We start from the raw sequence: 22,132 nt of genomic DNA, 5'->3' as shown, positions 1-22,132 counted from the left end.
CACATGTGAATGTCCGCTAAGATAAGCAATAAGTGCGAATCTAAGGCGGACATTTCTATTTGAAGCTAATATATAATACATTTCGTATAATGTATATTATGTTAAATAGGATATTATGCATATGGCCTATTTCTGTATGTAGCACTCACCAATTAGTTAATATGTCTTTTTCATCCTAGTCGTGTTAAACGTAGATATTAAGATTAGTTTGAAGGTTTTCTTTATATAAATTACCTAAATATTTACCTCATAACCTAGATGAAGCTCATCCGCAATTTTTCCTCGAATACCCCAGTTTTCTTTAGGAGTTTCAAATATAGTTATTTCAATATCATTGGATTTAATCCCACATAAATGACTTATATTTTTAAATAAAGCCTAAATAAATACTCTCTTGGTCTCTTTGTTCTTCCTTCAAACATTCAAATCTCGATAATGATCTAAGATCTGGATCGATCCTTTGAGTAAATAAAATTTTCAGACTCTATAAGGTATAAATCGTTGAAAAATCTTTTCTCGGGACAATTTAGCTCTTTGACTAAAGCTTGATGAATAGCTTTACTCAGTTCTATTCTATGTAGTTCGATTGTTTTATTTAAAGCATAAATTTTTATTTGAGACATTGTTTTCTACGCTCTTATAGTTACAGTTTTAATTATAGTGTGCGCTTTAATCTGGCTAGCGTTGTTGTTCAGCATCATTCATAAAAAGTTCAATTATTTATACAAAACAACTAAATGCTGCCCTGTCTAAATTGATAAAATTCTGGTCCTCTATAAAAAAACTTGAAGATTGATAAGGACTAAAGTGAACAGACAACATGATTTACCTGAACTAAGTAAATATAGTGAGCTAAGTAGCGATGAACAAGTAGCTATTCATCAAATGCTTATCTCTTACGTACGCTCAGATCACTTTTATAATATTATCTTGACTCACAATGTTGAACCCTATGACTTGGTTAAGCTTGTAAGTATTAGTTTTGAGAATAGAGACGCAGCTATCTGGGTTCATTTCGAAACAATAACGGCTGAAAGACTAACTATGCCTCTCGATTTTATTTCAAGAATAGAAATATGTAATCAGGAAATATTTTAAATATTGAGACTTAAAGTGCTGGAATTTATTTAAGTTGCCTCGGAATTTTAAATCTATTAAAAAATAGAGACGGTTAACCATCTCTATTTTTTAAAACTAAAAATTTAATTATTCTATAAATTTCAATAACTTAAAATTATAAATATAACATGTAATATAGCAATTTTTTTAAATTAACATATCACATGTTACATCTTAATTTGACTAAGCCATCACTTGGGCTTTGTATAAATCATCTTCGTGCTGTCTGAGTAATTCTATAAAAGCAGGAATAGTATCTGAATCCAGGAGATAAGGGTTAAATCCATCATGATGATTCTTGATAAAGAACTCAATGAGATCATTATGAACATTGGCATACTTCATGTGCCAACTAGAGAAAAGATAGAAGTCGATTAGTTCATAAGAAAGAATTTCACAGTTCTTATGGCGTGGATCTTTAACTATTCGATTATAGAAAAGGTCTTTTACACTTTCTTCAGTGCCTTCCAAACACTGGACAAAATAATTATTACCGAAATAGAGTGCGCCAAAGATTTTGTGTAACTCATTAAATTCTAAGGCTTCTGTTAAAATATTATAAAGTTCAGAGGTAGAATATCTCTCATCTTTGAACTTACTTACATATAAAAGCCTTACATCATTCATAATAAAAATTTCCTCCTGCTTAAAAAAATTCCATATGAAAATATAAAAATTTGAACAAATGGTCAATAAAAATGTAATGACAAGGTAATTTAATGGTCAAATTACATACTTCTTATTATTACTATTTTTATATAGCTATTTGATCTTTTTAAATCAGGATTCATAACAAGGTTCTCTTTTCGTCAAGAACCTTGTGTTATTGAATTACAGGACAGTTTATTTTTCTTGCTTTTCTATATGCACTGTTGCTGTTCGCCCTGCAACAAAGGCAAGTTCATTCTTAGGTAACTCATCCAGAATAATCTTAACAGGGACGCGTTGGGCTAAACGTACCCAGCTAAAGGTTGGATTCACATTCGCTAAAAGACCTGAACCAGCAGTACGTTCGCGATCTTCAATCCCCGAGGCAATACCTTGCACATGGCCCTTAAGTTTTTGCGAATCACCCATCAGCTGAATGGTGGCAGGTGCCCCTACGTAAATTTTATCTAGTTTTGTTTCTTCAAAATAACCCACTACATAGAGCTGTTTGCGATCTAGTAATGCTGCAACCGCTTGGCCAACTTTGACATAGTTCCCTTCTTTTAATTCAAAATTTGATAATGTCCCATTTGCCGGAGCAACAACTTCTGAACGATGTAAATTAAGTTGCGCGAGATTGAGGTTATTTTCAGCGACTTGTATTAATGCCTTTTGCTGTTCGATATTCGCTTTGGCCTGTTCGATTGCAGCTAAGGATTGCTCATGCTCGGCATGTGATTCATCTCGTGCAGCAAAAATCTGATCCTGTTCCTGTTTTGAAATAGCACCATCCATTAAACTTGAATAACGCATCGCATTCTTGTCTGCCAGATGAATACTCGCCTGGGATTTCACTACATTGGCTTTAGCATTTGCCAGTTCAGCCTCAGCTTGTGCTAAACCTGCTTTTGCTTTCGCAAGATCCGCACGAGTCTCTTCAACTTCCAGTTCTTGACGTTCAACATCAATTTTAAATAGAGGCTGCCCTTTCTTAATAGTCTGGTTATCTTGCACCAGTACTTCTGTGACCAGGCCTGAAATATCTGATGACACCTGAATTACATCACCACGTACACGCCCGTCCCTCGTCCATGGCTCAGAATTATAATAATTCCAGATATGTCGAATCACTAAAATGGCGAGAACAGCCACTACCGTCAAAAGTACAGGTCGCAAATATTTGCGTAAATTGACAGATGTCATATACGGTTTTCCTCAATCATTTTAATATCAGACCTCATAGTAATAAGCCTGCCCAATGGACGGCGCCCAGCAAAAGTACGTAAGTGCATAAATAGAAAATATTCGGTATGATGATCCAGTCATTTGCGACTAGTTTATCTAGCCACTTCATCAAGATTCTGAGCAGTACATAGGCAATCACAGCTTGAATCAATAAAATCGGCACATACACACCATAGATATTCAGCTCTCCCATGTATTAATCTCCTGTGCCTGCATATCTTGGCGGTGTCTTGATATGACATAAGCTGCTACGAATATTGTTGAGTGAAATATGCAGCCGTTCTACAACATCTGTATGTTCCTGCATGATGAGATCTGCTTCTAGAGCCTGTATGTTGTTAATTAACTGTGTGAAGGCAGCATCATAATTTTGTCCAATTTCTTTGGCACGAAAATATTCATCCAGCTGTATTTGAAGATCTTCGAGTTGCCGGGTCAAAAGCTGCTGTTCAGGTAACTTGAGTATGAGTTCCTGTAACCGTGCCAGATCCACGATGGCGCTGGATTCAATGAGTGCTTGATTGATTTTATTTTTCAGATCTTCAGATTCTACTGCTTTAGTATTTAATACCCCGATGCGGTCAATCATTGTACGTAAATGAATACGGAACCGTACCCCATAAGGAATATACAGTGCCTGACGAATGGCTCGATTATGAATAGCCAAAATGCGCTGTACGGTTATATCTGGCGACATTGCACGGATCATATGGATAATAAATACAGCGATGATTGGCCCGATCACTGTACCAATCGCTGCATCGAAGAAAGAAATTTGATTCAGGGTATAACGGTTCTGAAAATTCAGCCCCATGATCGTACCCATCAACAACGGCAAACCAATTCCAACCAAGGGTGGATGCAAAAAAAGCATCAGGCAATATATGCAGAATGGTGCAAGTACAAGTGCTAACTGCCAGAATTCTATAATATTTGGAAAAATTCCATAGGCATATATGAAGATCACGATCGAAGCATATAAGCTACTACGAATAAACAGCTTCAATGCAGGCACCGGATTATCCAGCGCCGTTAATATACAAGCACTAATTGCAGCCATTTCAGCCAGCATAAATCCTGCTTTCCAGCCGCTTAAGATCCAAAAGGCAGTAGCAATAAAAACTGTGAGGCATGCAGAAACCCCGCCCCGCACTGCTACGCCATGATCACGATGTAAAGTTGGATAGTTTGTAGTAAGTGGAACAATCATTTCAGGCAGTGAAGTATCCCCCTGTTGGATTCGCTGCCAGATCAACTTAATTGCATGGATATTCTGAATGAAATGACGGATATCCATTTTCAAGCTTTTCAATATTACAATTTGATCATCTTTTGAATGTTCAAAAATTTTTAGGAAATCTATTTCAAAATCAGTAGGAAGCTGATTCAATTCAGACTCTTTCAATAGATGTTCATCTGTTAGATATGTATTAATTTTGGAATGTAAATCTGCTAATGACTGGCGATATCCTGTATCAATGAAGTCTAACTGTTGCATGCGTTCAGACATCGCCACCAAATTACTCACCAGCATTGTGATCTGGTTCAGCATTTCCTGCAGTGGTTTGGTCATTCCTTGTAGAGCTGACTTTTCATAGCTTAAATGCACAGCCATGACATGAATATCTGCAATATCTGCAGCCAATTGGCTTAAAGCTTTTGTATAGTTCTGATCTTGACGTGGTTCCAATAGAATTTTATTAAAAATCTGCTGAGTATCCGCTAAGGTTTTACTGACACGACTTTTCACTGCGGGGCCAATATGCATTGGAAATATGGTCGTCGTCACAATCGCGCTGCAAACGACGCCAATAGTAATTTCCAAAAAGCGTCCTACCGCCATATCAAATAATGAAGCAGTATCAATAAAGTAAATGATATTAAAGCAGATGATGACTGTCGTATATCCAGCCAGCATCAGTATATAACTGCGCGGTGTACGATCAAGCAGAGAGAAATATAAGCAAAGACCAACCCAACAGGATAAAAACAGCGTAAACAACCACGGGGTATTGATTAGCCAAGGAATAACTGCAACTGCCACAATTGCGCCTAATAAAGTACCTAGTACACGATAGATACTTTTTGAAGCGGTCATTCCCGTATAAGGATTGGCAATAACGAAAACTGTGCCAATAGCCCAAATCGGATAAGCAAGATCCAAACTCAACGCAACGTAGAGCGCCAAAATACCAGCCACAAACGTTTTAGTCGCAAAAATCCAGTCCATTTTATTTGGACGAAATGCGAGTAAAGATTTTATAAGCAGCATGGTTTCTCTCTAAGAGCTTATTTTATTTTCTAAAGCAAATAACCTGCCCACCAAGCCCAAAGAACTTAGTGACAAAATTTTTACTTGTTGAAAGTCTATAAAATTAGAATATTCAGCTGATTAAACTGAAACTGTCTGATGAAAATATAAAAAGCAAAAGATAATGCTTTGCTTAATTATTCATCATTGGATATTTGTGTAAGTAATTTTTTCAAATAAACGCTTTATTGTCAATAAAAATATCTCTATATGAGAATAAGTATGATTTTTATCATTGCATAGGCCGTTAAGCTGAATATTTATCTCTTTTCTTCCTATATCCTCATTATCCGAGAATTTTAGGTAAATAGTTGCCTCTACTACCCTCTTTTAAGCTAAAGTGAGTCATCACCTTTTTCAATAGTCAGCACTTCAGGTTTTTTTTATGGCGCAAGCAAGTTTTGGAAAAATTCTTACGGTTCTCGATCTATTTTCGTTATCACGTTCAGTGATTAATGTAGATATCATCAGTGAAGAATTAAACCTCTCCAAACCTACCAGTTATCGCTATTTAAAAGAATTGGTATCGGCTGAATTATTACAGCGAATCAGTGGCACATCCGGTGACTATACGCTGGGTTCGAAAATTGCTGTTCTGGATTATATTTCAAGAAAAACTGATCCTTTGGTTCAGATCAGCATTCCCTTTATGCAGGAAATCGTCGAACGGACTGAGTTCTCTTGTATATTGACTCATCTCAATTACGATTCTTGTATCGACTTACATGACGAAGTCTTTAAAAATGCACATCTGCTTTCATTCGGACGCGGTTGTCCACGTCCTGTCTATGTAGGTTCATCTTCAAAAGTCATCATGGCACATTTACCGAAACAAGCGTTGCTTGACTATTACCAACGTTATGCAGATGCATTTGCAGAAGTAGGATTTGTGCAGAATGAAACCGCTTTTCTGGAACAAATGAGAAAGATCAAAAAACAGGGGTATTATTATTCTAGTGGTGAACTTGATCCTCAAGTTGCAGGTTTGTCTGTACCAGTTAAATTCTCTCTTAAAGAACCGCCCTTAGCGCTTACTTTATTAGCTTCAAAGAATAGATTTGATTTCGTAAATCTGGAAAAATTAGTACAAATTCTTCAGGAGAAAGCACAGATTATTGAAAATAAGTTCCTCCACCATCCTGAAAGCACCAGTGATATTCGTAATAATTTAATCAAATAAAATTTAAATTATGTTTGAAAAACTATTCATATTCTCATAATATGATTATCAGTCTTTAAGCCATAGTATTCTTACTGAATTAAATGGTGAGAAGATTCCTCAGAGGTAAAAAAGCCTATTTCGAATGAGATAGGCTTTTTTATTTTAATTTTGGATTTATAGCAATAATGCAGATACATTTAAGGAAATTTAAGAATTTTACAATTGCAATGCGTAGATAAAATCTAAAGTTAGAAATTTGAAATCATATAAGTTCTTCCATTTTATGCTTTTCATCTTAGCTCTTCCTTAGAATCCTTCTTGATCAAAAAAGATAACTAAGAAACCAATTAAGCTTTTTATAATTGGATCATAAAAATTTTAAAACTTAAGAATATTATCCCAGTACGGCGGATCTCCAATTTCTTTTAAAATGAAATCAAGCACAGTTCTAACCTTTTGCGAACGAATTCTGTTTTCAGGAGAAACCAGATGAATCCCTATAGAATAAGGCTCTACTGTACTGATCCAGTCAGGAAGAAGTTGAACCAGTTTATGGGTTTTGAAATAGTCTTCCGTAAAAATCCAGGTTGGAAATAATACAATCCCCCGTCCTTCCAATGCCGCATCTACCAGGACTTCTGCATTATTACTTCTTAAAGGCCCTTGTGGCTCAATTAAAACCGGAGTGTCATGCTCTTGCTGACGGAAATACCAGCGTTGGCTTCCGGAAACGCCCTTATATACCAGACATTGATGATTCTGAATCTCGTGTGGGGAATGTGGAGTTCCATACTTTCCAAGATATGCAGGACTCGCACACAGCACATATTGTTGATCACAGACCTTGCGTGCAATTAATGCTGAATCTTGTAATGAGCCAATCCTTATCGCAATGTCTACGCCTTCTTGTACAGGATCAATAAAAGTATCCGTCAAGATCAGCTCGACTGAAAGATCCGGATAGCTATCATGCAATTTATTCACTATACGCGATATATGTAGCCTTCCCAACGCAACCGCTGTATTGATACGAATTAACCCTCTGATCGCATTTTTACCAGAAATTTCTTCATTGGCCAGATCTAGCGTATCAAGCACTTCCTTAATTTGCACAAAGTACTTTTCTCCTATGTCAGTTAGCCGAACAGAGCGTGTATTACGATAAAAAAGTTGTTGCCCAATTTCCTGTTCAAGTTTGGAAATAAAACGAGATACTGAGGAAGATGGAACCTGAAAATGCTTTGCCGTAGCTGAAAAACTGCCTGTCGTTGCCACCATCACAAAATAGCGTAATGCATTGAGTTGCATACTTGATCTATCCCTGAATTTAATTCAATCATTTTATTATTGTCATAATAGCAATTATGTTTTGAAAAATTGCGGAATTGTAGCTTTTAAATAAGAGAATATAATTCGTTGCTTTCTTCCTTTGGAAAGCATATATGAAACAGTTGTGGATTTTCCCATTAGTCGTTCTTGCAGGTATGGGGTTATCTGTTGAAGCGGGTTTACTGGGTCCACTCGGGGAAGAAATTGGGCATTTCTGGGCGACCTTGGGAATTTTCGCGATCGGATCACTGCTCTTAACCTTGGGGTTGATCTTCAGCCGTCCAAAGCTTTCTCTCATGTTCAAGCAGCCACGGTGGCAACTGACTGGCGGTATATTAGGCCCTATATATGTAGTGGCTTTAACTGTAGCGACACCTCATATTGGCGTTGGCCTGACCATGGTGGGCATCCTGTTTGGCCAGGTTGCAACCAGTCTTATTATTGATCACTGGGGTTTGTTAGGTAGCCATAAATGGGCTGTAGACAAATATCGTATTGGCGCGCTGGTAGCTATTTTAGCTGCATTATGGCTTATTCAATAAGGAAGCTTCTCCATGATTTATATAATGTTATTAGTCGTTATTTTTGGCGGAGCAGTTTTATGTGCTCAATCTTCAATTAATGGTCGTCTAGGTGCTAAAGTTGGTGTACTGGAAAGCTCATGGCTGACATTTGTCTTAGGCGCTCTGATCAGCTTTTTAATCGCTTTCTTTCTTGAACCCAACCATGCATTGAATTTATTTACCGCACCAAGATGGCAATTAACAGGTGCATTTTTTGGCGTGGCCTATATGCTTACGATTGTATTTGCTATGCCTAGACTGGGCGCTGCTGCCACCACTGTCGCCGTCATTAGTGGCCAGTTATTAATGAGTCTGCTCATCGATCATTTTGGATGGTTGAATAATCCGGTGATTCATTTAGATGGATCCAGACTAGCAGCAATTGCCCTATTAGCTGTTGCACTATTTTTTATCTATAAAAGTAATATTACAGCCAAAGCACAAGCTGAAAATTAAGATACTGTGAAAGGAAAGAGATTTTAGGTTTTAAAATCTCTTTTTTTATGAGCTCATAAAGTTATTTTGAGGAATCTAAGGGTAATATTAGGCATAGTTCATAAGTCATTTCACTTAAGCATGCATAATCAATTTTCAGGCAATAAACAAATTCGTGTAGTCTCAAACTTTTCAGAACTCGTTAATTCGGATTTTAAGGGTGCGATGAATGCGATTTGCTGGTCTAGAAATTTAGCGGGTGATTTTGCCGAGATCGTGAATAAGCTTCATTTACAGGAAAATATGACTGAAGTTTCAATTGATGATCTTATGAAACTCCAGCTGTCAGAAAGCGGTCATCTGGCAAGAAAGATTATCTTAGAAGATATACAGCTACTGACTGACTACGGCGCTTCCCCTTCACTCAATCTGCTCAAATGCTATGAACGGGATAATGAGCTCGATTTCATTACTACAGATGTCTATTCATTCCATGTCGATCGCTCTCCGATTGAAACAGATACTTTCTTATGTACCTATCATGGTGCTGCAAGCGATATCTTGCCTAATGATCAGGTGGAACAAAAGATTCTGATTCCAGAAATCAGGGCAAAGCTGAAAGAATTATATGATGGCCCAGAAGCCGGATTTGAAGGTTTTCTGGAAGAGTATTTCTTTGATCTGCATTATCAACCTAAGCCTAATGCAAAACCTGTAAATTTAGGTCAGGGACATCTTTGGCGATTGGCAGTCGATCATCCAGCCCAAAGAGCCCTACCTTGTGTACATCGGGCTCCGGTTGAAAATGAGGGTGAATATCGATTGCTTTTGATTTGTTAAATTCGATACAAATCTTAAAAATGAGAAAATCCACATTATCTTATTGTCATTTTTCTCATTTTCATTCAAGCAAATTCTAACTGTCCAACCGAATGGTAAGTACGATTAAAATACACCAGGCTCTGATCTTGTTCGCTCCGTTGAATCGCAACCACTCGACACATAAAGATACTATGTGTCCCTACTTGCTGGATATTCTCGATTTCACAGTCAAAACTCACTAATGCATCGCCTAGTACAGGTGAGCCTGTTTTTAGTATTGTCCAAGAACCTAATTGAAATCTTCGTTCAGAACTGAATTTGCTGGATGCGAATGCATTAGAAATCTGTTCGTGCTGTGGACCTAAGACGTTCACTGACAAAATTTTGTTCTCAATAAAATGCACATGTGAACGAGATGACTGATTCATACAGACCAGCAATGTCGGTGGTGTATCAGTCACGCTGCATACTGCAGATGCCGTAAAACCATGCATTCCTGTCTCACCCGAGGTTGTAATGACATTCACTGCTGTGGTGAGTAAGGACATGGCATTTCTAAAGTCAGTCGCTTCAATCATCTCTTAAATCCCTAATTGACTATCGCTTTGATGAAGAGCGGTAAAAGTACATGTATTCCTTATACAGCTCTTAAGACAAATGAATACTCAGGCTGTCAGTTCTTGACGAACAATAGCTGCGCCAGCACTTAAAGCATTCAGTTTGCCTTGTGCGACTTGACGCGATAAAGGTGCCATACCACAGTTGGTTGAAGGATACAGCTTGTCAGCATCCACGAACTGAAGCGCCTTTCGTAAAGTATCTGCAACCTGTTCTGGTGTTTCAATTTGATTGGTTGCGACATCTATGGCGCCGACCATGACTTTTTTGCCACGAATCAATTCAATCAGATCCATTGGTACATGAGAGTTTTGGCATTCAAGTGAAACAATGTCGATCTTAGACTTTTGCAGTTTCGGAAACACTGCTTCGTATTGGCGCCATTCCGAACCCAAGGTTTTCTTCCAGTCCGTATTGGCTTTGATACCGTAACCATAGCAGATGTGTACTGCTGTTTCACATTTCAGACCTTCAAGCGCTCGTTCTAATGTGGCAATGCCCCAGTCATTTACTTCATCAAAAAATACATTAAATGCAGGCTCATCAAACTGGATGATATCTACACCTGCTGCTTCGAGTTCAAGTGCTTCCTGATTCAGGATTTTTGCAAATTCCCAAGCCAGTTTTTCACGGCTCTTATAATGAGCATCATAAAGCGTATCGATCATGGTCATTGGACCCGGCAACGCCCATTTGATTGGCTGCTTAGTTTGACTACGCAAGAACTTGGCATCATCTACAAATACAGGTTTCTTGCGAGCGACAGCACCCACGACGGATGGCACACTCGCATCATAGCGATTTCGAATACGCACCGTCTCACGCTTTTCGAAATCCACACCTTCCAGATGTTCAATAAAGGTGGTCACGAAGTGCTGACGGGTTTGTTCGCCATCACTGACGATATCAATGCCTGCCTGTAGTTGCTCATGTAGGGACAAGCTCAAAGCATCTCGCTTGGCTTCAAGGAGCTGCTCGCCTTCCAGTTTCCAGGGTGACCAAAGTTGCTCAGGTTCGGCAAGCCAAGACGGTTTCGGCAAGCTGCCAGCTGTAGATGTTGGGAGTAAAATGCTCATGTCTAATCTTCTATCTCTATATTCGTTAATTTATTTCTTCATTCAGGCAGTATGCTCTTGATGAGCATTATCTACAGTAAAATTTGCGGCCCACTTTTCAAGAATGTCTTTATACGGCTTAATAAAATTTTCTTCTGTCCATTTGCCCTGCTTAACTGCTAATTGACTACGCTCCACACGGTCGTAAACGATTTGTGTCAACGAATAATCCTGATAATTCAGGCTTGGTTGATAGATCAAACCTGCAGGCGAATTGGTGTTGTAAATTTCAGGACGATAAATCTTCTGGAAACTTTCCATAGTACTGATCGCACTGATAAGTTCGAAGTCCGTGTAATCACGCAATAAGTCACCGGCAAAATAGAATGCCAACGGCGCATTGCCATGTTCAGGTTTGAAATAGCGAACGCTTAAGCCCATCTTCTTAAAGTATGCATCTGTACGTGAATAATCATCATTTTTATATTCCACACCGAGTACAGGATGCACATGTGCAGTACGGTAATAGGTTTTCGTGGTAGATACACTCAGGCAAATCACCGGCTGTTTCTTAAACTCGGCTTTAAACACATCTGAATGAATTAAATGCTGATAAAGTTTGCCGTGCAAATCACCAAAGTCGTCAAGCTTTGCATCAGTTTTATCGCTGATGGATGGCAATACAACGCTAAAGTCATAATCACGTACATAAGATGAAAAGCTGTTGCCAATCATGCCTTCAATGCGCTCATTGGTTTTATGATCAATGACGGTACTTTTCAGCATCTCGATAAATGGGAAAGTCTGACCATGGCCTTCGACATCAAGTTCCGCAGAGATAATGTCAATTTCAAGGGAATAACGGTCGCCTTTAGGATTATCACTTGTCGCTAATGAATTAAAACGCTGATTAATCATGGCCAGAGTTCTGCGCAGATTTTCCTGTCGACTTTCACCACGTGCCAGATTGGCAAAGTTTGTGGTTAAACGTGTGTTGTCTGCTGGTTGATAATTTTCATCGAAACGGATGCGCTTGATTGAGCATGTAAATTGATTATCCATGGAGATTCACTATCCTAAATTTTTAAATAAAGCCAAATTTCTGTATAACTTCATTTAAACGTGAATCTAGAGATGAGTAAAACGATATAAATTCAGTAAAAGATGAGAGAAATTCACTATAGATGAATTAATTGTATGAATACTTACTCAAAATTAAATAGAACAAAATACAGTTTCTCATTCAAAAATTAATGTAGATCGCCTTTTATAAAAATGAGCTATCAATTTAATTTTAAAGGTAAAAATTATTGATGTGTCTTTCAATTGGCTCTTGCTGTAGCACCTAGTTTGCATCATTTATTTTAACAACACACAACTTCTTCGTATAAGAAGAACCTACATCAATATAGTGGCAATTATCAATTTGGATATGTTCTTTTACAATCGTATGACCCAGATAGATCTCATCGATATTTTTAACGGTTCCATAGCGATAAGAATGATTGCGAATTCTCCCTCTACCCCAAAGTGCATTGGTATATGCTGAAGTTAAGCCTGGAATTCTACTTTCACCTTTTGCAATTTTCTTTTTAAATATATTCCAGTCATTAAGCGCAATATCTGCGTGCAAAATGCCAATCTTTTTATGTTTTAGGTTTAGTTCAATGGCCAAAGGAAGTACCGAAAAAATTTCACTGAGTTCATCCTGCTTTTCGGTTGATAAAAGATAGAACCACTCACCACCATTCTGCGCATGCATATCTTGAATCCATGCATCGTCACGGCCCTTGATACACATTTCCTCATGATTGCCGCGAACACAATAAAACCAGGGCTGACTTAGCAATGAAACGCATTCCAGGTTTTCATTACCACGATCGACCAGATCTCCGGTACAAATCAGTAGATCTTTCTCAAAATTAAAATGAACTTTCTCTAATTCTTGCATGAGCAAGCTATAACAACCATGCAGATCCCCAACCACATATATGGCAGAGAAATCAGATCCATCAATTACCTTAGTTAAAGTGTTCATAAGTATCTTCTATAACATGGAACCCTGTCTGCCAAACCTGAAGCAAAAGATGATTCTTAAATCATATCTTTTAATTTTAATGCTGTTTAAAACCTTAAAGATGATTTTTTAACATTATTTATCTACTACAATTAAATTATTTTTAGTCATAAAACCCTTTGTAAAATATAGGAAAGTTCACATAATGTTAACTTTTGTATAAATATATTATTTTTTTGTAAGTTTAAGCTTACATCGATTGGAGCAAATACTCTATATCCTGTTTCCTCAATTTTTGACATTATGTTTCACATAAAGAGTCAGCAAGGAAAGCTGATAATAATCGCATTACAATGATAATAAAGTCGAAAGACAGCGAACTTACTGGGATGGCAAGTGATAAAAGTAGAGACTACAGCCGCTAAGCCTTATAGTTTTGGGAGAGACTATAAGGCTTTTATTTTATTAGCATCTACTTATTTATTGATTCGGTGATACTCGCCAAATCACGTTCCCTACATCATCAGCAACTAATATTGCGCCTTGAGCATCTGTAGCTACACCCACAGGCCGACCAAATGCATCTCCATTTTTGCTTAAAAATCCGGTCAGAACCTCTTGAGGCTGACCAGAAGGCTGACCATTTTGAAATGGCACAAAAATAACTTTATAACCACTATGAGGTTTCCTATTCCAGGAACCATGCTGGCCAATGAGTGCACCATCACGATATTGGGATATTAAATTAGCCTTATAAAATGTCAGACTCAGTGATGCAGTATGATTCCCCAATGCATAATCTGGCTTAATTGCTTTCGCGACCAGTTCAGGCTTTTGCGGTTTTACCCGGGTATCCACATGCTGGCCATAATAACTATAAGGCCAGCCATAAAAAGCGCCATCTTTTACTGAGGTCATATAATCAGGAACCAGATCATTGCCCAGCTCATCACGCTCATTCACTACAGTCCATAAGGCTCCACTCTGAGGCTGCCAGTCCATGCCATTGGGATTACGCAGGCCTGTAGCAAACGGCCGGGCTTGACCTGTAGAAAGGTCCAATTCCATGATCAGGGCGCGTCCTTCTTCCTGAGCTATGCCATTTTCAGCCACATTACTATTGGAGCCTACCGTAATGTAGAGCTTCGTGCCTGCAGGATTGGCAATAACATTTTTCGTCCAGTGATGATTTAAAGGGCCTGCAGGCAAGTCTAATACATTAGTTCCTTTTTCTTTGATCTGGGTCATACCTGGCTGATAAGAGAATCGCACTAAAGCATCTGTATTTGCGACATAAAGCATATTACCCACTAAGGTCATTCCAAACGGCGAGTTTAAATTTTGCAGAAATACCGTTTTCTGGTCAGCAATGCCGTCTTGATTACTGTCACGCAGCAGGCTAATACGGTTGGCGCTTGGATAGGATGATCCTGCTCTTCTCATCACCATTTTCATGATTTTACCTTTAATCCCTTTACTGTCTTCAGGCTTAGGTGGAGCATCAGTTTCAGCTACCAGTACATCTCCATTCGGCAATACATATAACCAGCGCGGGTGTTGAAGGCCTTGTGCGAATGCTTGCACTTTTAAACCTGGTGCTGGCGTCGGCATGACACCTTCAGGCCAACCTTTTGCAGGGGCAATGTTGACGACCGGAAACAGTCTTGATTTTGGTTCAGGTAAAGACGGCTGAGCGCCATAACTATCTGTTACAGGTGTTTTGGATGAAACTGTACAGCCGGTAAATGCCAATATGATTACGGTACTTAAGGCTGATAGGAGAAATTGAGCCGCCATGGTATTTCCTTGCTTTTTGTTTTTATCTCTCCCATTTTAAAAGGTGGTTGAAATCGTAATGATATAGTTCTTGTAGTTTCTGGTTGTGGATTGATTGCCGTAAATATACTAGTGACGCAAGTTGCCTAAAGCATAGAACGCTGTCTAATTTTTTTACTTATATTCACTCCAACCTTCTTAAATAAATGGCCATGCAATACTTAATAAAAGTAAAAGTCCTAATACAGCACAACTGATTTGCCAGAAACGTAAAGGATCACGTTCAATCATGGTAGGAGCTTTGGATTTTAATAATTCCTTGGATGGGTGTTCCAGATCATGGATCAATTTAGTCAATGCCTCATAACGATGCATCGGCTCGATATTCAGTGCCTTTTTTAGAATCTGGTCTAACCAGAGTGGTAAATCCGGCCGATATTTTTGAATGGAATGATATTGAACTTTCTTTAGCTGCTTCAGCGTATTACAACGAGCCAAATCTGTACCATAAGGAAGCTGTTTAGTCAGTAAATAATAAGCCATTGCCGCCAAAGAAAATTGATCAGACTGCACGGATGGTGAATGTTCAATGAAATATTCAGGTGCCATAAATGCCAAGGTACCAAGTGGCCGATTCACATGTTTAGGATTAATTTCGACTAAACCTCGTACAGCAGTTGAACCATAATCAATCAGTTTGACTTTAAGTGTATTATCAACGTTTAAGACCATAACATTTTCAGGACGTACATCTTGATGCAACATTTCCAGTCGGTGCATTGCATTTAAGGCCAATGCTGTTTGCTGCAAAATAGGGAGAATATCTTCCATCTGCAAAGGCTTTTTCTGTTGATGCAGCCAGCGATCTAAGGTTTCTCCCTGCAAATATTCATAACTCTGGAATAAATATTTTTTCTCTGATTGATGCGTATAACATTGCAGCAGATTTTCGTGCTTAAGACGCTTTGAAACCCAGTCTTCAAGTTGAAACTGTTCAACAGCCTGTTCATCTTGTTGTAAATCTACTGCCAGAGTTTTAATCACTAGCGGTTGCCGATCATGATCGTGTGCCAAATACAGGCAACTGCGGTGATTTTGGTGCAGGATTTTGTCAATGGCATAGCCTTCAAATGCTTCACCTTTGCTGAGCTGGGGTGGAAAGACATAATCCTGGTGCATATAAAACTGATCTGGTTCAGGCAACTGCTCAATACGGAGCACTTGAAGACTTAAATTATCATCACTGCCCTGTTTTAAAGCCTGTTCAACCAGGAATTTGGCAAGCTGATTTAAGTGATCTGCTGCTAAGGTGAAATCTAATAATTGTTGGTCTGTAACAAACTCATAAACCCCATCAGTCATGAGTAGAAAGACATCTTTTTCTTTTAGTTCAAGGCTTTGATAATCAATTTCAATACGATAATCCACCCCTAAGGCACGACTGAGATAATGTTCTGTCGAAGACAGACAGACGCGATGATCATGGGTTAATAATTCAATTTCACCATCTCGGATTCGATAAATACGACTGTCACCGACGTGAAAAATATGCGCCTGATGCTGCTTTAAAATAAGTGCGGATAAGGTACAGACATAGCCCCGATCTTTATCGAAACGTCCCTGACTTTGTTGAGTTTGTGCATATAACCATGAATTTGTGGCGCGAATCACCCGTGCTGCTGAAGTCTGGGTGCTCCAGGCATCCGAAGTCGAATAATAATCTGAGAGAAAACTGCTGACGGCTGTTTCTGCGGCAATGTGACTGACATTGCTACTGCCGATCCCGTCGGCAATCGCACAAGCTATACCTTTTTGCTTCAGTACATGACCTTCTGGTAAAAAGATGCCATAAAAATCCTGATTCTGATCTTTAATACCAGCCGTAGAATATTGTCCAATAGCGACTTTTAATGTTTTTTTCATACTTAAAACTCAAAAAAGGGATCATATTGATCCCTTTAAAAATGATTCATTATTAGAATTCTTTTTTCGCGCCAGTACGTACGTGTGTGGTATAAAGTGCCAGACCTGTTAAGGCTAAACCACCGACCAGATTACCTAAAGCAACCGGTAATTCATTCCACAGGAAATAATCTGCAATCGAGAAGTCACCACCCATCATCATGGCAAATGGGAACAGGAACATGTTTACTACTGAATGTTCAAAGCCCATGGCAAAGAACAGCATCACTGGCATCCACATTGCGATGAACTTGCCACTCACCGTAGTTGACATCATTGCGCCAATCACCCCTAAAGACACCATCCAGTTACACAGCATGCCGCGAATAAAAATAGTCATCCAGCCTGAGAAACCATAAGCCGCATAACCTAAGGTCCGGTCTTCACCAATATGAGAAATCTTTTCACCGACTGGATTCGGATCAGTCGCAAAGCCCATGGTATAAACAGCAGCCATCAGTACTGCAACGACTAAACACCCAGTAAAGTTACCTAAAAATACCAGTCCCCAGTTTTTTAAAATGCGTGCCCAGGTTACGCCAGGACGTTTATCCAGCCATGCCAGCGGTGTCAATACAAATACCCCAGTCAGCAAGTCATAGCCCAATAAATACAACATGCAGAAGCCAACAGGAAACAGTAATGCGCCAATCAATGGCACACCAGTTTGCACTGCAATCGTAATTGCAAATACGGCTGCCAAGGCCAAAATCGCACCTGCCATAAAGGCACGAATCAAAACATCACGGGTTGCCATATGAAGCTTGGATTCACCCGCATCTACTACTTTTTTTGCAAACTCCGCAGGAGCAAGATATGCCATGTTGTCGTCCTCTTTTTCAATATACGGACCTGTTTTTCGAAAAAAAGACGCCTAAGATCACTGAAGACCTTAGGCGCCGTTGCCTTGAATATTAGAACAGGTAATGGTGAATGGCGTCGTTGCCATGTATATCGAAATAGAAGCAAAAGCTGTGCCATAAATAATTAATAATCGCTTAAATATTCATTTTTTATTTAGCATGAACTCTAAAATGCTATTGGCATGATATCTGCATTATCCGTTCTGCATACATTCATTTGAGAATAATTTGGAGAGGATTATGATTACCCATCGTCAACAAGTAACTGACATGATCATTTCAGCGAAAGTTTTAAAGTCAATTAAGTGGTCAGATGTTGCCAAAGAGATTGGTCTTTCTAAAGAATGGGTAACCGCTGCATGTTTAGGTCAGATGGCGTTTAATAAAGAGCAAGCAGAAAAGATTGGTCAGATTTTTGGCTTAAGTGATGAAGCCGTTGCATGGCTACAGATCGTGCCATATAAAGGTTCCCTGCCAACCAGCGTACCGACCGATCCTTTAATTTATCGTTGGTATGAAGTGGTGAATGTATATGGTTCTACCATTAAAGAACTGATTCATGAAGAATTTGGTGACGGTATTATGAGCGCGATTGATTTTAGTATGGATATTCAACGCGAAGAAAATCCGAATGGCGACCGCGTCAATGTCGTATTGTCTGGCAAGTTCTTGCCTTATAAAACTTATTGATCAATATCATTTATAAAAAGCCATCAATGTGATGGCTTTTTTTTATTTCATTTTTCTTTTTATATTTGAGCATTAATCTCATTCTCTACATGAAAAAAATTTAACGAATATATTTTATAAATTTAAAAAATTAATATGAAGTCAATAATTTACATATTATTTTACTAAAATAAATCGTTTTTATTTTAAGCAAAATCTTAACCCCTTCTTCTTTTAATCTGCTTTAACTGCAAAGTATTCCTCTATCAATGAGTAATTTTTAATTTAAATTTCCTATTGTATTTAGATTGATTTAAAAATATCTAATCAATAACATTAGCGATAATTATTATCATTTACATTCATTAAAATGTTTTATACCAATCATCCAACTTTCAAGCTATCTTTGCTCAGTTTTGCCATATTGATGACACAGCAAAGTTTTGCAGAAAATAGTCAGCAACTTCCTACCATCACGATAGTCACTGATGCAGCACAAACAACAGAAAGCTCTGAACAGACTAAAAGCTATATTATTCAAAATTCTGCAACAGCTTCTAAACTAAATATTCCTCTTAAGGAAACGCCACAAACAGTGAATGTAGTGACGCGTCAACAATTAGATGACTTTGCACTGGATAATACCCGTGATGTACTCCGCAACTCACCGGGGATCATTGTAAGTAACCAGGAGACCGAACGAACTTCCTATCTATCACGTGGTTTTGAAATCTCAAACGTATTGGTAGACGGCGTTGGGATTCCGCTTGAAGGCTATAACTACAATAATGACAATCCAGACAGCTTTTTATTTGACCGTATAGAGATCGTTAAAGGTGCAAATGCCTTAAATAATGGTATTGGCGATCCGGGCGCTACCATTAATATGATTAGAAAACGCCCTACTCAGGAACTTCAGGCCGCGTTTAATACCAGTTATGGTTCATGGAATACCCAACGTTATGAAGCAGATGTTTCCTCTCCCCTGACACAGGATGGAAAAATCAGAGGCCGAGTATTTGGCTATCAGCAGACAGGTGATAGTTATCTGGATCACTATGAACTCGAAAAAAATGGCATTGGTGCCGTGGTTGAGGCTGACCTGACTGATTCGACCTTAATAACTGCTGGTTATACCGAAACGAATCATAATCCCAATGGTGTCAATTGGGGTTCCAATCCTTTAATCAATACTGAAGGTGAACAGTTAAGCTATTCAAGAAATTATAATTACAGTCCGGACTGGGCCTACTGGGACAGTAATATTAAAAACTATTTTGCCGAGATCGAACAACAACTTGGCGCTGATTGGAAAGCTAAACTGAGTTATGAGGAAAAACGGACTGACCGGGATTCAAAACTTTTATTCCTGTCCGGTAAACCTGGTGCTGACGGTACTTCAGGTATTTTCTTATACCCCGGTATGTATATTGATGACAACAAGGAACAGCAGGCCAGTCTGAGTTTTAGTGGCACCTATCCACTTTGGGGACAACAACATGAGGCATCTTTTGGCTATATCTGGGCTGAAAACAATCTGAATGAGTTAGGTTATGCAGGCAGCTTTGTCAATCCGCTGACCACAGATCTATCCAGTTTTACGCCGCCCGAACCAGTTTGGGATATGTCAAAAACCAGTGGGGAAATGCATATCCGGCAGAAGAACCAGAGCCTTTATGCTGCAACCCGACTGCATCTGAATGATGATCTGAAACTGCTTTTAGGTGCCAACTATGTTCAGGCTGAAAGCAGGGGCAGTAGTTATGGAAAAGACACTGTTTATGATGAAGATAAAGTTTTACCCTATGCCGGTCTGACCTATAACTTTAGTCCTGAATATACAGGCTATCTGAGTTATACCTCGATCTTCCGTCCGCAAACCACCAAAGCAGATGATGGCAGTATTAACAAACCGATCGAAGGTGAAAGCTATGAAGTCGGAGTAAAAGGTTCTTGGCTAGATGACAAGCTTACCGCCACTATGGCCGTGTTCAGAACGGAGCAAAGTAATTATCCGCTTCGTGATTCTGATGGTATACCGACTTTACGCACAACTCAGGTCAGTGACCTGCGTTCCCAAGGCTACGAGTTTGGCCTCGCTGGACAGCTGACCGACCATTTAAACCTAAGCTTTGGCTATACTCAGTTTAGTCTTAAAGATCTGATCAACGGTGGTGATGCCCGTACCTTTAATCCTAATCAGTCTTTTAATCTTCTGACCACCTATCAGGTGCCACAGATTCCAAAACTGAAACTGGGCCTTGGTGTGCAATGGCAGGATAAAACTTATCTAGAAGTTCCTGAAGCTGCTACAGAGGGTGTTGTTACCCAACAAGCAGGCATTATCAAACAGGATGCATATGCGCTTGTGAATCTGATGGCCAGTTATGAACTCAATGATCACATTACTTTGCAGGCCAACGGGAACAATCTGACCAATGAAAAATACTTATTTAATTTCCCGAATCAGCAAGGCTTCTATGGTGCACCGGCAAATTACAGTGTGGCCGTAAAATTCAAATATTAATTTTTCGCTTGAGCTTTGAAAGAATATTCGGAGCTCATTTTCTTATATGTAAACAATAATCAGGTAGAATTCATGAAAAAAATCATTACTTTGACAATTGGACTGTCAATGGCCCTTTCTACTCAGGCCCATATGCTTTGGCTAGAACGTGCTTCAGATGCAAAAACACATGCATTTTTTGGTGAATATAGTGAACAGCTCAAAGAGACTCAAGAAGGTGCCTTAAAGTCATTCAGCCAAGCAAAAGCGATTCAGACTAAAAAACAATTTAGTCCCCAACTACACCAGGATCATCTGGTCTACTCTACAAAAGATCAAGCAGATGTAGAGCTCTATCATGAACTGATCTATGGGGAGTCCTTACTCAGCTATCACGCGAAATCCGGCAGACAAAACCTGAAAGCAGACTCAGAGCTGGATATCGTACCGGTTCAACCGAACAGTAATACTTTTACAGTCATGTATCAGGGTAAACCCGCTGCGGATGTCAAAGTGACTGTCTATTCCCCACAGCACTGGCTTAAAAACTATACGACCAACAAGCATGGCCAAATTAATATTGCTACGCCATGGAAGGGTCAATATGTACTAGAGGTGAGTCAAGAAGTAGACAAGACAGGAAAATTGAATCAGCAAGTGTATAAGAAACAGTACCTGGTCACTACCTTAAGCTTCGTGCATTAAGTTGCCTCAATATTTATTTATACAGATTCATATAAAGGCCTTTCCATGATTTCTACCCTTCAGCCACTTGCTATCCTGTATCGATTAGGCATGAGCTTTGGTATTGGTTATTTATGTAGTTATCTGATTGCTCTCGATCTGGCCTATTTTTTACAGGCGAGTTTACCCAAAGCTGAATCGGTTTATCTGGCTGCCTTTATTGCCCTCATTTTTTATGTCTGTTTTGTGATTGGAATCTTCTGTATCCAAAGTCTTAAAACACTTTCAGTCTATAGCCTGATTCCTCTCATTGTTTTATTTGTCATTTCCCGCTTCATAGGTTAAACC

At 38.9% G+C, this 22,132-nt stretch carries 21 protein-coding genes and 1 pseudogene; 9 read left to right on the top strand and 13 right to left on the bottom strand.

What is annotated here, in order from left to right; all coding sequences use genetic code 11:
• Positions 1 to 234 precede the first annotated feature (234 nt).
• Positions 235 to 623: pseudogene (locus FTV18_RS11140) on the bottom strand (tautomerase family protein).
• A 184-nt stretch (positions 624 to 807) separates the two neighbouring features.
• Between FTV18_RS11140 and FTV18_RS11135 the strand changes: the two are divergent.
• Entirely contained in the window at positions 808 to 1,098 is a 291-nt protein-coding gene (locus FTV18_RS11135; RefSeq protein ID WP_004785797.1) for a hypothetical protein, read from the top strand.
• 204 nt (positions 1,099 to 1,302) lie between these two features.
• Here the strand turns inward: FTV18_RS11135 and FTV18_RS11130 are convergent, their stop codons facing one another.
• The 4 genes from FTV18_RS11130 to FTV18_RS11115 all read right to left on the bottom strand — a co-directional run bounded on the left by FTV18_RS11130 (position 1,303) and on the right by FTV18_RS11115 (position 5,284).
• Complete coding sequence (locus FTV18_RS11130) at positions 1,303 to 1,746, bottom strand: BLUF domain-containing protein (RefSeq protein ID WP_180013747.1); 444 nt, start codon at positions 1,744 to 1,746, stop codon at positions 1,303 to 1,305.
• A gap of 216 nt (positions 1,747 to 1,962) precedes the next feature.
• On the bottom strand, positions 1,963 to 2,970 hold the full coding sequence (locus FTV18_RS11125; RefSeq protein ID WP_180018118.1) for an HlyD family secretion protein: 1,008 nt from the start codon (positions 2,968 to 2,970) through the stop codon (positions 1,963 to 1,965).
• Between the two features lie 34 nt (positions 2,971 to 3,004).
• Positions 3,005 to 3,205: a DUF1656 domain-containing protein gene (locus tag FTV18_RS11120; RefSeq protein ID WP_180018116.1), complete on the bottom strand. Its 201-nt coding sequence runs from the start codon at positions 3,203 to 3,205 to the stop codon at positions 3,005 to 3,007.
• Between the two features lie 3 nt (positions 3,206 to 3,208).
• A complete protein-coding gene (locus FTV18_RS11115; protein WP_180018113.1) occupies positions 3,209 to 5,284 on the bottom strand; it encodes an FUSC family protein in 2,076 nt (691 codons plus the stop codon).
• 424 nt (positions 5,285 to 5,708) lie between these two features.
• Between FTV18_RS11115 and FTV18_RS11110 the strand changes: the two genes are divergently transcribed.
• On the top strand, positions 5,709 to 6,503 hold the full coding sequence (locus FTV18_RS11110; RefSeq protein WP_034170898.1) for an IclR family transcriptional regulator: 795 nt from the start codon (positions 5,709 to 5,711) through the stop codon (positions 6,501 to 6,503).
• Positions 6,504 to 6,863: 360 nt separating this feature from the next.
• On the opposite strand, the gene FTV18_RS11105 is transcribed toward FTV18_RS11110, so the two are convergent.
• Positions 6,864 to 7,793, bottom strand: coding sequence for a LysR family transcriptional regulator (locus tag FTV18_RS11105; RefSeq protein ID WP_180018111.1), 930 nt, complete (start codon positions 7,791 to 7,793; stop codon positions 6,864 to 6,866).
• A 134-nt stretch (positions 7,794 to 7,927) separates the two neighbouring features.
• On the opposite strand from FTV18_RS11105, the gene FTV18_RS11100 reads away from it, so the two are divergent.
• The 3 genes from FTV18_RS11100 to FTV18_RS11090 all read left to right on the top strand — a co-directional run bounded on the left by FTV18_RS11100 (position 7,928) and on the right by FTV18_RS11090 (position 9,652).
• Positions 7,928 to 8,356 (top strand): DMT family transporter, encoded by a 429-nt coding sequence (locus FTV18_RS11100; protein WP_180018109.1) that lies wholly within the window; start codon positions 7,928 to 7,930, stop codon positions 8,354 to 8,356.
• Positions 8,357 to 8,368: 12 nt separating this feature from the next.
• Positions 8,369 to 8,833 carry a DMT family transporter gene (locus FTV18_RS11095; protein WP_180018107.1) on the top strand — a complete coding sequence of 155 codons (465 nt, stop codon included), beginning with the start codon at positions 8,369 to 8,371 and terminating at the stop codon, positions 8,831 to 8,833.
• Positions 8,834 to 8,953: 120 nt separating this feature from the next.
• Complete coding sequence (locus tag FTV18_RS11090; RefSeq protein WP_166137214.1) at positions 8,954 to 9,652, top strand: DUF1826 domain-containing protein; 699 nt, start codon at positions 8,954 to 8,956, stop codon at positions 9,650 to 9,652.
• 65 nt (positions 9,653 to 9,717) lie between these two features.
• On the opposite strand, the gene FTV18_RS11085 is transcribed toward FTV18_RS11090, so the two are convergent.
• The 7 genes from FTV18_RS11085 to FTV18_RS11055 all read right to left on the bottom strand — a co-directional run bounded on the left by FTV18_RS11085 (position 9,718) and on the right by FTV18_RS11055 (position 17,885).
• Positions 9,718 to 10,212: a flavin reductase gene (locus tag FTV18_RS11085; RefSeq protein ID WP_159123555.1), complete on the bottom strand. Its 495-nt coding sequence runs from the start codon at positions 10,210 to 10,212 to the stop codon at positions 9,718 to 9,720.
• 87 nt (positions 10,213 to 10,299) lie between these two features.
• Positions 10,300 to 11,328: a methionine synthase gene (locus FTV18_RS11080; protein ID WP_179993025.1), complete on the bottom strand. Its 1,029-nt coding sequence runs from the start codon at positions 11,326 to 11,328 to the stop codon at positions 10,300 to 10,302.
• Between the two features lie 42 nt (positions 11,329 to 11,370).
• The gene (locus tag FTV18_RS11075; protein WP_180018105.1) at positions 11,371 to 12,369 is read right to left on the bottom strand and encodes a putative oxygenase MesX; all 999 of its coding nucleotides are present in this window, start codon (positions 12,367 to 12,369) and stop codon (positions 11,371 to 11,373) included.
• Positions 12,370 to 12,652: 283 nt separating this feature from the next.
• Entirely contained in the window at positions 12,653 to 13,345 is a 693-nt protein-coding gene (locus FTV18_RS11070) for a metallophosphoesterase (RefSeq protein ID WP_180018103.1), read from the bottom strand.
• A gap of 459 nt (positions 13,346 to 13,804) precedes the next feature.
• Entirely contained in the window at positions 13,805 to 15,121 is a 1,317-nt protein-coding gene (locus FTV18_RS11065) for a sorbosone dehydrogenase family protein (RefSeq protein ID WP_180018101.1), read from the bottom strand.
• A gap of 177 nt (positions 15,122 to 15,298) precedes the next feature.
• Positions 15,299 to 17,023: a bifunctional protein-serine/threonine kinase/phosphatase gene (locus FTV18_RS11060; RefSeq protein ID WP_180018099.1), complete on the bottom strand. Its 1,725-nt coding sequence runs from the start codon at positions 17,021 to 17,023 to the stop codon at positions 15,299 to 15,301.
• Positions 17,024 to 17,075: 52 nt separating this feature from the next.
• On the bottom strand, positions 17,076 to 17,885 hold the full coding sequence (locus FTV18_RS11055; RefSeq protein ID WP_104426134.1) for a formate/nitrite transporter family protein: 810 nt from the start codon (positions 17,883 to 17,885) through the stop codon (positions 17,076 to 17,078).
• Between the two features lie 280 nt (positions 17,886 to 18,165).
• Here FTV18_RS11055 and cynS point away from each other — a divergent pair, with 280 nt between their 5' ends.
• From cynS to FTV18_RS11035, 4 genes are all read left to right on the top strand, one after another.
• Positions 18,166 to 18,615 carry a cyanase gene (cynS, locus tag FTV18_RS11050; protein WP_004785763.1) on the top strand — a complete coding sequence of 150 codons (450 nt, stop codon included), beginning with the start codon at positions 18,166 to 18,168 and terminating at the stop codon, positions 18,613 to 18,615.
• A gap of 349 nt (positions 18,616 to 18,964) precedes the next feature.
• Positions 18,965 to 21,121, top strand: coding sequence for a TonB-dependent siderophore receptor (locus FTV18_RS11045; protein ID WP_180018097.1), 2,157 nt, complete (start codon positions 18,965 to 18,967; stop codon positions 21,119 to 21,121).
• A 72-nt stretch (positions 21,122 to 21,193) separates the two neighbouring features.
• Positions 21,194 to 21,805 carry a DUF4198 domain-containing protein gene (locus FTV18_RS11040; RefSeq protein WP_166138845.1) on the top strand — a complete coding sequence of 204 codons (612 nt, stop codon included), beginning with the start codon at positions 21,194 to 21,196 and terminating at the stop codon, positions 21,803 to 21,805.
• Positions 21,806 to 21,850: 45 nt separating this feature from the next.
• Positions 21,851 to 22,129, top strand: a complete 279-nt coding sequence (locus tag FTV18_RS11035; protein WP_166138842.1) for a hypothetical protein — start codon at positions 21,851 to 21,853, stop codon at positions 22,127 to 22,129.
• Positions 22,130 to 22,132: the final 3 nt, after the last annotated feature.

It is taken from the genome of Acinetobacter sp. YH12241, from assembly GCF_013417535.1.
GTDB lineage: Bacteria > Pseudomonadota > Gammaproteobacteria > Pseudomonadales > Moraxellaceae > Acinetobacter.
This window is presented reverse-complemented; position numbering and strand designations above follow the sequence as displayed.

Excerpts from the sequence above, each read along its gene's own strand:
- FTV18_RS11095 (WP_180018107.1), top strand. The coding sequence starts at position 8,369 with ATGATTTATATAATGTTATTAGTCGTTATTTTTGGCGGAGCAGTTTTA.
- FTV18_RS11080 (WP_179993025.1), bottom strand. The coding sequence starts at position 11,328 with ATGAGCATTTTACTCCCAACATCTACAGCTGGCAGCTTGCCGAAACCG.
- FTV18_RS11055 (WP_104426134.1), bottom strand. The coding sequence starts at position 17,885 with ATGGCATATCTTGCTCCTGCGGAGTTTGCAAAAAAAGTAGTAGATGCG.
- FTV18_RS11040 (WP_166138845.1), top strand. The coding sequence starts at position 21,194 with ATGAAAAAAATCATTACTTTGACAATTGGACTGTCAATGGCCCTTTCT.
- cynS (WP_004785763.1), top strand. The coding sequence starts at position 18,166 with ATGATTACCCATCGTCAACAAGTAACTGACATGATCATTTCAGCGAAA.
- FTV18_RS11060 (WP_180018099.1), bottom strand. The coding sequence starts at position 17,023 with ATGAAAAAAACATTAAAAGTCGCTATTGGACAATATTCTACGGCTGGT.
- FTV18_RS11085 (WP_159123555.1), bottom strand. The coding sequence starts at position 10,212 with ATGATTGAAGCGACTGACTTTAGAAATGCCATGTCCTTACTCACCACA.
- FTV18_RS11065 (WP_180018101.1), bottom strand. The coding sequence starts at position 15,121 with ATGGCGGCTCAATTTCTCCTATCAGCCTTAAGTACCGTAATCATATTG.
- FTV18_RS11100 (WP_180018109.1), top strand. The coding sequence starts at position 7,928 with ATGAAACAGTTGTGGATTTTCCCATTAGTCGTTCTTGCAGGTATGGGG.
- FTV18_RS11130 (WP_180013747.1), bottom strand. The coding sequence starts at position 1,746 with ATGAATGATGTAAGGCTTTTATATGTAAGTAAGTTCAAAGATGAGAGA.
- FTV18_RS11070 (WP_180018103.1), bottom strand. The coding sequence starts at position 13,345 with ATGAACACTTTAACTAAGGTAATTGATGGATCTGATTTCTCTGCCATA.
- FTV18_RS11105 (WP_180018111.1), bottom strand. The coding sequence starts at position 7,793 with ATGCAACTCAATGCATTACGCTATTTTGTGATGGTGGCAACGACAGGC.
- FTV18_RS11125 (WP_180018118.1), bottom strand. The coding sequence starts at position 2,970 with ATGACATCTGTCAATTTACGCAAATATTTGCGACCTGTACTTTTGACG.
- FTV18_RS11090 (WP_166137214.1), top strand. The coding sequence starts at position 8,954 with ATGCATAATCAATTTTCAGGCAATAAACAAATTCGTGTAGTCTCAAAC.
- FTV18_RS11115 (WP_180018113.1), bottom strand. The coding sequence starts at position 5,284 with ATGCTGCTTATAAAATCTTTACTCGCATTTCGTCCAAATAAAATGGAC.
- FTV18_RS11110 (WP_034170898.1), top strand. The coding sequence starts at position 5,709 with ATGGCGCAAGCAAGTTTTGGAAAAATTCTTACGGTTCTCGATCTATTT.
- FTV18_RS11120 (WP_180018116.1), bottom strand. The coding sequence starts at position 3,205 with ATGGGAGAGCTGAATATCTATGGTGTGTATGTGCCGATTTTATTGATT.
- FTV18_RS11035 (WP_166138842.1), top strand. The coding sequence starts at position 21,851 with ATGATTTCTACCCTTCAGCCACTTGCTATCCTGTATCGATTAGGCATG.
- FTV18_RS11045 (WP_180018097.1), top strand. The coding sequence starts at position 18,965 with ATGTTTTATACCAATCATCCAACTTTCAAGCTATCTTTGCTCAGTTTT.
- FTV18_RS11075 (WP_180018105.1), bottom strand. The coding sequence starts at position 12,369 with ATGGATAATCAATTTACATGCTCAATCAAGCGCATCCGTTTCGATGAA.